The sequence below is a fragment of the Pedobacter gandavensis genome (assembly GCF_032678745.1).
In the GTDB taxonomy this organism is placed as follows: domain Bacteria; phylum Bacteroidota; class Bacteroidia; order Sphingobacteriales; family Sphingobacteriaceae; genus Pedobacter; species Pedobacter gandavensis_C.
Map to the genome: position 1 here is coordinate 19020 of NZ_JAVTST010000010.1, position 12087 is coordinate 31106.

Consider the following 12087-nt stretch of genomic DNA (forward strand, 5'->3'; position numbering starts at 1 on the left):
TTTTTACAAAAGTAAGAATTTAGAACGGCTTTAAATAATCAGTTTGAGTTTTTATTTAGTTGTTTTACAACCTGATACAAGGATACCACTACTCCTAAAAGTCCTAGAATTGCGGTATAGATCGGTTGTTTACTGTGCTGGTACTCATCAATTTTATAGCCTGCAAACGCAAAAACGCCTATTGTAGCCAACATTTGAAAGCTGATGGAAGAATACTTCGCGAAATTATTAACGTTCTTTTTCTCTTCTTTTGGATCCATGGGATTAAAAATCTGATACAAATAAAACCTAAATTGTTAAGAACTTAGTGTTGAATAAAATACTTTTGCATATATTTTGTTGTTTATAAGATTAACTCAATCCGTTTTTTTTGGAAAATTACGCAATCAACTCTCTAAAGGTAACACTAGTTATCTTTTGCTCCTGTCTTTTATATGCCTGCAGTTCCAACAAGGACACTGCCGCAAGCAGGGCCATGCAAAATCTGACTTCCAGGTACAACTATATATACAATGCCAATATGATTCTGAATCAACATCAGGAAGAACTGGCAGAGGCCTATGCAGACAACTATGACGAAGTGTTACCTGTCTATATTCATCCAGAGGCCTACGATATTTTCAATGATCAACCCGGTGGAAGCATGCCGGATATGGAGGAAATCATCAAAAAAGCGCGAGTACTGCTCTTAGAGAAAAGCTATGGCAATTACCAGGACGACGCTTACCTTCTACTCGGAAAAGCCAACTTTTTTAAAGGCAACTACTTTAATGCCGAAGAATATTTCGACTATACTGCTAAAACATACCCTAATAACATAAAAAGCCAGGTACAGGCCTTAGACTGGAAAGCCAGGAGTTTAATGCAGCTTGGTAAATATAGTCAGGCTGCAAAAGTACTGGACACCTTATCCAATACGATTTCCAGCTTAAAAAAGCACAAAGCAGAGCCATTAGCCACTATTGCACAAATCTATATTCATCAAAGAATGGCCGGAGAAGCCATTGCTATGCTGGAACAAGCCATAAAAGCCCATCCTTCCAAGCCACAGCGTATCCGCTGGAATTACATTCTAGCGCAATTGTATGAGCAACAGGAAAACTATAATGAAGCCCTCCGTTATTACCGTAAAGTAGAGAAAAGCAGCGCCCCATTTGAAATGTATTTCAATGCGAACTTAAACCGAATTAAGCTCAATGCCTTCTTAAGTGGTGTAAAAATCAACAAACAGCAACAATTAATGGCGATGCTCAAAGATGATAAGAATGAGGATTACCACGATCAAATCTATTATCAGGTAGCGGAAAGTTATGCCAGGGATGAAAATTATACGGAGGCTGATAAATACTATAAGCTCTCTTTACGGAACAGCACGAAAAACATGTACCAGAAAGGCCTCTCCTATTTAAAGATTGCCGACCTAAACTTCAAGCATTTCCATGATTACCTGAATGCAAAATTATATTACGATAGCACTGTAAATACGCTTCCTAAAACCTATCCTGGATACGACTTGATTGTTAAAAAGAATCAGAATCTGGAATATCTGACGGATCGTTACGAGCTGATTGCTTTACAGGATACCTTGCAGGCGCTGGCCAAACTTCCGGAAACGGAGCGGCTGGCAAAAGTACGTTTACTGGTGAACCCTGTGGCAAAGGTTGAACCTGTAAAAACAAGCAGCACCATCAATAATATCCCAGGAGCCTTCCCTACCGGCAATGAATCCCGTCAGAAAAGCCCTGTGGCGAGTAACTTTTACTTTGCCAACCTCAGTGCCATCAGCACTGGTTTTAACGATTTCAAAAAGAAATGGGGCAATCGTAAACTCGAATTGAACTGGCGCCAGAGCATTAAATCTTCCGCTCAGGAGACCAATCAGGGTATTACTAAAAACTATGCAACCAATAATGGGAAAGTCAATCCCGACAGTATTGGGATGACTCTTACCGATACCACTTCCAAAATTAAAGCGATCGTGGCGGCGATTCCAACAACACCGGATCTCGTGGCTAAATCGGATCAAAAAGTAATGGAAGCCTATTACGAGATTGCCAATTTCTACCTGCAGGAATTAAATAGTCCTAAAGAAGCCTCAGAAATTTATGAGTTAATATTGAAACGTTTCCCTAACAACGACCGTCTTGCGTCCATCTACTACGGCTTATTTTTAGCGAATAAAACCTTAGATCCTGCAAAAGCAGAAAGCTATAAACAGAGAGTATTAAAAGACTTTGCGAGTTCCTCTTATGCGAAAACCATACTCGATCCTTCTTTCTCCCTGAAACAATCGGAAATGGAAATTTTAGTCAACAAGCAATACAATGACCTGTTTGACTTATATCTACAAAAAGACTTTGCAAATGTGATACTCAAATCGGATGAAGTATTACAGGCAAACCCGGACAACTATTTAGCACCACAATTTGCCTACCTGAAGGCTATAGCCATCGGCAGAACGGCACATGTAGACCAGCTGATTACTTCTTTTGAAAAGATAAAAGTTAGCTACCCTAATGATCAATTGATTGTGCCATTGGTAAAAGAACATCTGGCCTATATCAGTCTGCATTTAGAAGAATTTAGAAAAAGAGCCATTGCCCTGGCTGATTTCGATGCCAATGAACCAAAATTCTTTGCGCAACAATTCCCAACAAAAGTACCGGCAAAGGTTAATCAGCAAAACCCTGTTGCGCCGCAAAATCCGGTCGCCAATAATCCTGCAAAAGAAAAACCGTTAATACCAGCGCCAATAGCTGAAAAACCAGTTACAGCAGCCCCAATAGTAAAAGCAGATGGAATTTTTAGTACGGCTCCTGCTACCCTATATTACTATGTAGTACACGTGTCTGACGGCTCTTTAACCCTTAGTTCTTCCCGTTTTGGCATCGGACAATTCAACCGTGGAAACTACGCAGAAAACAATCTCCGTCATCAATTGAAGGAATTTGACAATGATCAGCTTATATTTGTAGGAAACTTTGGTACTTTCGACGACGCAAAAACGTATGCGGAAGGCATTAATCCACAGTTAAAACAGATCATGAAAGTCCCTGTTAACCTTTACAAAAGCTTTATCATCAGCAAAGAAAACTTTGATAAGCTCAGTAGCAAGGACCTCTTGAACAAATACCTTGAATTTTATAAAAACAACTATTAACAATGAACAAACCACTTTCGCAAGAAGACATCAGAAGGTATAATTTCAACATCTGGAAGCTCTTAATTGCAGGAATCGTTTTATTCGCTCTTTTTATCATCTCCGTTGGTTTTGGTTTGTTTGGTGAACTTCCTTCTTTCAGAGACATCGAACATCCGAAAAGCAATCAGGCTTCAGAAGTCATCACAGAAGATGGCAAAATTCTGGGCACTTACTTTGTGCAAAACAGATCTAACGTTACTTACGATCAGATCTCTCCGAATGTCATCAACGCCTTAATTGCAACTGAAGACATTAGATTTAAAGAACACTCAGGAATCGACTTTAAACGTACGTTTACCATCTTTTTATATGCCATTATCGGTAAAAAACAAGGGGGAAGTACCATTACTCAACAGCTGGCATTGAATCTTTTTTCTGAGGAAGGAAGACAAAAAAACTTCGCCAAAAGGATTTTACAGAAATTCCAGGAATGGGTGATTGCAGTAAAACTGGAACGCAACTATACGAAGGAAGAGATCATTGTGATGTATTTAAACACTGTTGATTTTGGGAACCAGGCATATGGAATTAAATCTGCCGCCAGAGTATATTTCAATACTACTCCAGATAAACTGACCGTTAACCAGGCTGCCACCTTGGTGGGAATTCTGAAAGGAATCTCAAGATATTCTCCTACTCGTAATCCGGAACGCGCATTGGCCCGTAGAAATACCATTATGGGATTAATGGTGAAAGCTGAGTTCTTAACCGAGCAGGACTACGAGAAGCTAGTAGAAAAACCTTTGGGTCTTCGCTTCAGTGCGGCTACAGTAAATGACGGTATTGCACCATATTTTAGAGCGGTAGTTAAGAATGACATTAAAAAACTCTTCCTGGAGCGTTCGATTTTAAAATCAGATGGCACACCTTATGACCTTGATAGGGATGGTCTTAAAATCACAACCACCATTAATTATGAGATGCAGGTATATGCAGAAGAGGCCCAAAGAGAATATATGAAAATCTTGCAAGCTTCTTTCTTCGACAGCTGGAAAGGAAAAAATCCTTTCAAAGGAAAAGAAATGCAGATTGAGCAGGGTGTAAAAAGATCCGACAGGTACAAAGCCTTGCAACTGGAAGGAAAGAGTGCAGAAGAGATTAAAGCAGACTTCAACACCCCTACCAGGCTAAGTATTTTCACCTGGAGAGGAAATATTGATACATTGATGAAGCCAATCGACTCTGTAAAATATTATAAATTACTGTTGAGAAATGCGATGATGGCCATGGATCCGCAATCTGGAAATGTGAAAGCCTGGGTTGGTGGAATCAATTACGAACATTTTAAATACGATCAGGTAAAGATGGGAACCAGACAAGTAGGTTCCACAGCGAAGCCTTTTACCTACACTGTAGCCATTCAAAATGGCTATTCTCCATGTTTTAGCGTATTAAATGAACCAGTAACCATCGAAACTCCGGGCAGTCCACCATGGACGCCAAGATCATCCGGAACCGTTCCTGGCTACCTGACATTACAAAAAGCATTGGCATTATCACAAAATTATATTGCTGCTTATCTCATGAAACAAGTGGGACCAGTTGCCGTAGCTACCCTAGCCAAGAAAATGGGGATTACCTCGGAAGTTCCGGCTGTACCTTCCATTGCCTTAGGTTCTTTTGATGCCTCAGTATACGATATGGTGGGTGCTTACAGCGTTTTTGCCAATAAAGGCATCTGGAAGAAGCCTACTTATATCTTAAAGATCCAGGATAAAAACGGCGTAGTACTATTCAATGATACGCCAATTCCGGTACCCGTACTGAATGAGGAGGAGGCGTATGTAATGACAAGAATGCTGCGTGGTGTAATTACCAATGGAACAGGATGGCGTTTAGCAGGAAAATTTGGTGTAACAGGACCTATCGGCGGAAAAACAGGTACCACGAATGCCAACTCTGATGGTTGGTTTATGGCCATTACTCCACAGCTTGCTGCTGGTGTATGGACCGGTTGTGAGGATCGTGCATTCCACTTTACCAGTACCAGACAAGGTGATGGTGCCACTACTGCCCTACCGATCTATGCAGGATTTATGAAGCGTGTATATGCCAGTAAGACCTTAAATATGAGCAAAGCTGATTTTGAAGCACCGAAGAATGGAACTACCATTACCTTCGACTGCAACCAATACCAGCAGCAGGAGCAAACCACAGAACTGGACGAAAAGCTAGGCTTCTAGCTTTTCCTTAAAAGCGATTTTCATGAGTACTTTTGAATATAAAAAAGTATTGGCCGACATTCCCCATAAGCCTGGCGTATACCAGTATTGGGATGCGGAGGATACTTTAATATATATCGGCAAAGCCAAAGACCTGAGAAACCGGGTAGGTTCTTACTTCATCCAGGACAAGCAGCTCAACGGCAAAACCAGGGTGCTGGTGTCTAAAATCAGGAAGATCACCTTCACGATTGTGGATACCGAGATTGATGCCTGGCTGTTGGAGAACAGCCTGATTAAAAAGCATCAGCCCCGGTATAACATCATGTTGAAGGACGACAAGACCTATCCGTGGATTATCATCAAGAAAGAGCCTTTCCCAAGGGTATTCTGGACGCGAAACATGGTGAAGGATGGCTCTACTTATTTCGGTCCCTATGCCTCGGTGGGCATGATGCACACCATTCTTGATGTCATCAAAGAAACCTATAGCCTACGTACTTGTAATTTACCATTGACGGAAAAGAACATCAATGACGGTAAATTCAAAGTATGTCTGGAATATCAGATCGGGAACTGTAAAGGACCTTGTCAGGCTTACCAGGAGGCCGCTGATTATAATCGGAATATTGAAGAAATAAAGGATATTCTGAACGGAAAAATCGGGAGTGTGATTAAGGAAGTTAAGCAAATTGTCAAAGATGCGGCAGCAGATCTGAACTTTGAGCTTGCTCATCAGTATCAAAAGAAACTCCTTATCCTCGAAAAATATCAAAGTAAATCTACGGTAGTGAGCAGTTCGATCACCAATATTGATGTGGTGAGTATTGCTTCTGATGAGCGTTATGCCTTTGTAAATTACCTGAAGGTGATGAACGGCAGTATCATTCAAACACAAACCATAGAGATTAAAAAGAAACTGGATGAAACGGATGAAGAGTTGCTTACACTGGCAATTACGGAATTCCGCACCAAATTCAACAGTACTTCTAAGGAGATCGTAATTCCTTTTGAAATCGCGCTGGAGGATAAAAACATCAAGTTTACTGTTCCCAAACTCGGGGAAAAGAAAAGCTTACTGGAGCTTTCTCAGAAAAACGTCTTGTTCTTCAAAAAAGAGAAACTGAACCAGTATGAAAAACTGAACCCGGATCTAAGAACAGATCGCATCCTGACACAATTACAAAAGGACCTTGGCCTGAGCGAACTGCCTAAACACATCGAGTGTTTTGACAACTCCAACTTCCAGGGGGCCTATCCCGTGTCTGCTATTGTGGTGTTTAAAGATGCAAAACCATCCAAAAAAGATTACCGACATTTTAATGTGAAAACTGTGGAGGGACCCAATGATTTTGCCACCATGGAAGAAGCCGTATACAGGCGATATAAGCGCATGTTAGAAGAAGAGGGCACACTGCCTCAGCTGATCATCATTGATGGTGGTAAGGGCCAGTTATCCTCTGCCGTGAGCAGTTTGAAAAAGCTGGGTATAGAACATAAGGTGGCTATTGTTGGTATTGCCAAGAGACTGGAAGAATTGTTCTTCCCTGGTGATCCTTACCCTTTGTATCTGGACAAGAAATCGGAAAGCCTTAAACTGATCCAGCAACTCCGCGATGAGGCCCATAGGTTTGGGATTACCTTCCATCGGAAGAAACGCGACCAGGGTACTTTAAAAACGGAACTGGAGCAAATTGAGGGGATTGGAAAGACTACTGCCGATAAGCTCCTGCGTCATTTCAAATCCGTTAAAAAGATTCGGGAGGCGGAACTTACTGAATTGCAGAAAGTGCTGAACAAATCACAGGTGATTGCATTGACCAATTACTTCAAACAGGATCCAAATACTTAAGCGCATTTAAAAACCAGGTTCATCATCAGCAAAATGCTTTTGAATAAAAAAATCCGGTCTCCTTTGAAGACCGGATTTTTTGTATCCTTTAATCGGGATTAGCTTAATATTCCCAGAGACTCTGTTCAAAGTCTGCAATAGATTTTTTAATCCTTTCCGATTCGTATAATTTTCTTGGGTCTTTAACGTCGGTTAAACCTAACATATCCACAATCGTTTTATTTCCAGGATTTGTTTCTTTCACGACATAACTCGAAAATAAGCGTCTCACGAAGAAATCATCGAAGGTCAATACCGAAGCATCATTTCCCGGGTTCATCAATTTTTTCTTAGTCAGCAGTTCTCTTACATCATCATAATAGATCCAGAAAACCGGCTGCCAGTTACCTTCTACCATTTTCATTGGGGCTATACCCACAATTCTAGGTTCAAATACCGAGCGTTTGACATCTAAAATCCAGTCTTCTTTAATCCTGTATTTCAGGAATTCATCTGGCCTGAATCTTTTTAAAGTAGGTTCTGCAATTTTACCCGTGGTGGCATCAGGAGTTCCTTCTGTTGTGCCACGCATATTTTGCAAAGCCTGTTGTGTGGTTAATGCAATTTTGAAAGCATCATTATCTTCCAGCAATTTCCCTGCAACCGTATCTTTTGGAGAGTATGCGGTTAGCTCTTCATTGGTAATGGCTTCGAGTAACACATCGATTAATCTTGCATTTTCAGCTTTCAAAACCGAGTTGATGGTATCTCTTAAATCGATCTCACGCCAAACCCTTTTGGAGTAAAACACATCCTCTTCTCTCACATCAGCAAAAGGAACCATAACAGCACTATCCACGTCTTTTCTTGCCGAAAAGCCGTCTTTAGGGGGCGTCTTTATCTTCGCTTTTTTTACTGTGCCCGTCGCCACAGGAGGTACTACATCCTGTGCTGATGCAGTAAGTCCGAATAACAGTAATGCCGAAATACTTAAAATGTTTTTCATATTCAATCCTATTTTGCACTAAATGTGATGCCATCCAACACGCGTTGACGACCATCCGGGCCTTCGCATACAATGTCTTTAAAAACCACTGTAGCCCCTGGTTTAATCGAATTCAAAGCCCCTTTTACCTGGCCACTAAATCCGGCACCACTATTTTGTATCGTTACAGCATCAGATCTCGGGTTGATAAAGGTTGCCGCGAATCTGATCACTCTATATTTTACATCAAAAACGAAATCATCAAGTTGGGTATCCAGTAAGCCGGCATTTTCCAACCATTCCAGGTCTACACTACCACCAGATTTACCTTTCACCAATGCTTTCGGCGTTGGCAATGCTTTAACGCGGAATTTCTGAGATCCCAGGTTTAGGGTCTTACCACCTGTACTTGCTGAAACGTTGATATTCAATTCTTTTCCTACCTGGGCACCACTTACATTCACTGTAAATTTACCGTTGCCACCGGAGATAGATCCACCGTCCATGCTCGCTTTTACGCTTTCCAATGGGAAGCCTGCTGCTGAAACCGAGAAGGGATTTGGGATACCGGCATAAATCACGTTCATTTTATCAGGAGATACTGTTGCAGAAGGTTTAGCTACCTGATAAGATTGCTCAGGAGTTTTATATTCTACAACTTTACCATCTGTTTGTTTTACGCGGATTGTACCGAACCATTTGAATACCCCAACACTACCAGTGCTGCCGGTATAAGTTCCTTTACCATCTTTTACGGAAAGTGGGTTAGCATTTACAGAGATTTCAGGAGTAGACCTGGAATCGCTTGCCGTTAAAAATACCTGAGCGGTATAAGGCTGTCCCTGGATCACGTAAGAACTTGGTGCTACTGCAACCGCGTCAAACTGATCTAAATTCACCAATGCCTTATCCATGTCTCCGAATAGTTTCTTCACAACCTCGGCTTCTGCGTTTTTCACATCCGACTGGATTTTAGTCAGGATCGTATTTGCAGCGGTTAAAGGAGTACCCTCACCGAAGTTAATATCTGCCCAGTTTTTCTTTCCATTAATTGCTTTTACGGCATTTTTAGCTTCCAAAGAGAAGGTAACATGTGCGCGATCTTTTTCCGGCAATAACGAGATTAACTTTTCGCGGGTTTCATTGATTTTCTTTTGCAGTTCTTCTCCCTTTTTCTGGTTGATCATAATCCCCTGAGCGATGTCCAGATTAGAGCGTTCCGTTAGATCACCGGTTTCCGGGTCAATTCCTTTACCTTCAAGAGCAAACTGATCTTTGAGTTTCTGAATATAATCGTTCAATTCGCCAGCATAAGTTTTTGCTTTATTGGCATTTTCCCAGATGGGTTGCGCCCTTGCAGGCTCTTCTTTAAGTTTAGTATTTTGAAATGCTGCGAACAATTGGTCGATGCTACTGCTCACATTATTCTTTGAGGTCAGTAAGCTGTCGTTGATGTTCTTAAAAGCATTCAGTATCGTATCCGATACGTTAAGGGCAAGCATAGCTAACAATACCAAATACATGATATTGATCATCTTCTGCCTTGTTGTTTGTTTTCCTCCGGCCATTTTTAATTCAGTCTGATGATGAGATGATCACTAATTAAATACGGATTAAACACGTGGCTGATTCATTGCCGATAGCATGTTACCATAGATTGCATTTAAAGAACCTAAGTTCTTAGCCAGTTTCCCAACTTCCTCCTTAAATTGTTTAGAATCTTCCATTGAACCACTAAAGTTATCCATCGTCAATGCGATGTTCTGATAGAATTTGTTCATTGATTTTAGGTGGGCACTGGAATCTTGCAGTTCCAATTCATAAACAGCGTTTAAAGCGGCTAGATTTTTAGCTAGTGCATTGACCTGTTCATGGTACGATTTCGAGGCTCCGGCACTTTCGCCGATTTCCACCAATTGATTGGTTGCTTTTGAGAAGGCACCATTCAGGGTATCAAAGCTTGCTGTGGCGGTTTTAACTTTTCCTGCAAATTCTGTAGTTGCGGTAGCCGCATCAGCGACATTAGAGATGTTAGCCACTTTATCACCGAAAGTACGAAGGCCATTACCCAGGCTTTCGATTAGTTCCGGACCTACTTTTGCATCTGCCAACATTTTGTCCAAAGCTGCCGTAGAAGAGAAAGCAGCAGGTTGTGCTACAGCTCTTGGAGACGATTTCGGCAATTCGCCATCATAATCATCTCTTAATTCAGGATAAACTCTTTCCCATGCTGGTTCAGGTTCTGGCTGGATGAATCCGGTTAAAGCAAAAAGTATTGCTTCAACTCCTAATCCAACTCCAATCATATAATTTCCCCAAACGCCTCCAAGGTGAAGGATTTTGAAAAGTGCGCCAAGAATAACCACGCTGGCCCCTAGCGATATTGCCAGGTGCATTTTATCGAATTTACGGTTTGCTACCATTTTGTTAGGATGAATTTGGTATATGTTGTTTTTAATTTTTATTCCTGATATCAGATCCCGGGTAAGCGGAAATACACCTGAAGCCGATATAAGATCTGGCCTGGTCCTGGTACTCGTACGTCCCTACAGAGTTTTGAAGGAAGAATCCGATATCTTTCCAGGAGCCTCCTCTTACGACTTTGCGCTTCAGGTATTTGCTATCCGTAGCTTTTGCAACGTAGGTAAAGTTTGGATTAAAATCTAGCAGTAATGGAGCTGCAGACTGGTTATAGGCGGTAACGGTCCATTCGGCAACGTTTCCAGCCATATTATACAGGCCATAATCGTTCGGGAAATAAGACTTCACATTCACGGTATATAAACCGCCATCATCTGAATAATTTCCACGTCCAACTTTAAAGTTAGCCTGCATACATCCTTTGGTATTGCGGATATATGGTCCACCCCAAGGATATTTCGTTTTCACATTGCCACCTCTTGCTGCATATTCGAATTGCGCATCACTTGGCAACTGGTATTCTGGTCTTGAATTTAAAGGTTGTTTTCTGGCAACGGCTACTGATTCATAGAAACGGGTACGCCATACACAAAATGCAGTGGCTTGTTCCCAGCTCACGCCTACTACTGGATAATCGTCATAAGAAGGGTGGTTGAAATAGGTTTTCACCATAGGATCATTCTGAGAATAAGAATAATCTACTTTCCAAACCAGGGTATCCGGATATACATTTACGGAAGGGAACTGGTTTGATTTATCAGGATCAGGAAGGTCGCTATAGGTAACGATAAAATCCTGTCTTTTTTTAGTTGGGTCTTTGCGGCCTTCGGCTTCAAGATCGGTACTTTTATAGCTATAAGCGTATCTCAGCTTTCTAACATCGATTTCTGTTCTCCCTGGGAGGGCATCTGCACCGCTATAATACATATCGGTTAATTTGGCGCCAAAACCACCATTTTTTCTACTCCAAAGTAAGGAACCGTTACCTACTTTTTTCCAGTCGATATAGCGATCTGAAGCAGAGGTTGGCCCAGCATTTGCAGGAATAGGTTTATAAAAATTTGCGGCTACCGTTGGACCGAGTGTAGTCACCGCTACAGAATCTCTTACCCAGTTCACGAACTGTCTGTATTCTGCATTGGAGATCTCCGTTTGATCCATAAAGAAGGCACTGAAAGAGGTCATTCGACTTGGGGAAGTCTGAGAGTTGTTAATGTCTTCATCAGACATTCCAATCAAGGTCCTTCCCGGCGGCACATAGACCATTCCTAAGGGCACCCTGTTGTTTTTAAACTTCTTATTGTATACTCCAACCAACTCCCCCTGGCCGCCTTTTCCGCAGCTAGCTAGAAGTATTGTAGCTATAAATCCCAAAAAGTAGATGTTTCTCCTCATATATTCCCACAATTTTATAGCAATTTTATATATTAAGATTCACATTAACAACTATTAAGCCATAAAAATACGAGGAATGATAATAATGAAC

General features: G+C 41.3%; 8 protein-coding genes. 3 read left to right on the forward strand and 5 right to left on the reverse strand.

The window, feature by feature from the left end; genetic code table 11:
- Positions 1 to 38: 38 nt before the first annotated feature.
- The gene (locus R2S10_RS22345; protein ID WP_316842641.1) at positions 39 to 260 is read right to left on the reverse strand and encodes an AtpZ/AtpI family protein; all 222 of its coding nucleotides are present in this window, start codon (positions 258 to 260) and stop codon (positions 39 to 41) included.
- 110 nt (positions 261 to 370) lie between these two features.
- Between R2S10_RS22345 and R2S10_RS22350 the strand changes: the two genes are divergently transcribed.
- From R2S10_RS22350 to uvrC, 3 genes are read left to right on the forward strand one after another with little or no spacing between them, the layout of a single operon-like run.
- Entirely contained in the window at positions 371 to 3160 is a 2790-nt protein-coding gene (locus tag R2S10_RS22350; RefSeq protein ID WP_316842642.1) for a tetratricopeptide repeat protein, read from the forward strand.
- 2 nt (positions 3161 to 3162) lie between these two features.
- Positions 3163 to 5385 carry a transglycosylase domain-containing protein gene (locus R2S10_RS22355; protein ID WP_316842643.1) on the forward strand — a complete coding sequence of 741 codons (2223 nt, stop codon included), beginning with the start codon at positions 3163 to 3165 and terminating at the stop codon, positions 5383 to 5385.
- Positions 5386 to 5407: 22 nt separating this feature from the next.
- The gene (uvrC, locus tag R2S10_RS22360) at positions 5408 to 7216 is read left to right on the forward strand and encodes an excinuclease ABC subunit UvrC (protein WP_316842644.1); all 1809 of its coding nucleotides are present in this window, start codon (positions 5408 to 5410) and stop codon (positions 7214 to 7216) included.
- Between the two features lie 103 nt (positions 7217 to 7319).
- On the opposite strand, the gene gldN is transcribed toward uvrC, so the two are convergent.
- Genes gldN through R2S10_RS22380 form a run of 4 tightly spaced genes read right to left on the reverse strand, consistent with a single transcriptional unit; the run spans position 7320 to position 11996 of the window.
- A complete protein-coding gene (gene gldN, locus R2S10_RS22365; protein WP_316842645.1) occupies positions 7320 to 8201 on the reverse strand; it encodes a gliding motility protein GldN in 882 nt (293 codons plus the stop codon).
- An 8-nt stretch (positions 8202 to 8209) separates the two neighbouring features.
- Positions 8210 to 9748 (reverse strand): gliding motility protein GldM, encoded by a 1539-nt coding sequence (gldM, locus tag R2S10_RS22370; protein ID WP_316842646.1) that lies wholly within the window; start codon positions 9746 to 9748, stop codon positions 8210 to 8212.
- 45 nt (positions 9749 to 9793) lie between these two features.
- Entirely contained in the window at positions 9794 to 10603 is an 810-nt protein-coding gene (gene gldL / locus R2S10_RS22375; protein ID WP_316842647.1) for a gliding motility protein GldL, read from the reverse strand.
- Between the two features lie 31 nt (positions 10604 to 10634).
- A complete protein-coding gene (locus tag R2S10_RS22380; protein WP_316842648.1) occupies positions 10635 to 11996 on the reverse strand; it encodes an SUMF1/EgtB/PvdO family nonheme iron enzyme in 1362 nt (453 codons plus the stop codon).
- Positions 11997 to 12087: the final 91 nt, after the last annotated feature.

What these genes read in the sequence shown, in the direction of transcription:
- R2S10_RS22345 (WP_316842641.1), bottom strand. Translation starts at nt 260, where the DNA reads ATGGATCCAAAAGAAGAGAAAAAGAACGTTAATAATTTCGCGAAGTAT.
- R2S10_RS22355 (WP_316842643.1), top strand. Translation starts at nt 3,163, where the DNA reads ATGAACAAACCACTTTCGCAAGAAGACATCAGAAGGTATAATTTCAAC.
- uvrC (WP_316842644.1), top strand. Translation starts at nt 5,408, where the DNA reads ATGAGTACTTTTGAATATAAAAAAGTATTGGCCGACATTCCCCATAAG.
- gldN (WP_316842645.1), bottom strand. Translation starts at nt 8,201, where the DNA reads ATGAAAAACATTTTAAGTATTTCGGCATTACTGTTATTCGGACTTACT.
- gldM (WP_316842646.1), bottom strand. Translation starts at nt 9,748, where the DNA reads ATGGCCGGAGGAAAACAAACAACAAGGCAGAAGATGATCAATATCATG.
- gldL (WP_316842647.1), bottom strand. Translation starts at nt 10,603, where the DNA reads ATGGTAGCAAACCGTAAATTCGATAAAATGCACCTGGCAATATCGCTA.
- R2S10_RS22380 (WP_316842648.1), bottom strand. Translation starts at nt 11,996, where the DNA reads ATGAGGAGAAACATCTACTTTTTGGGATTTATAGCTACAATACTTCTA.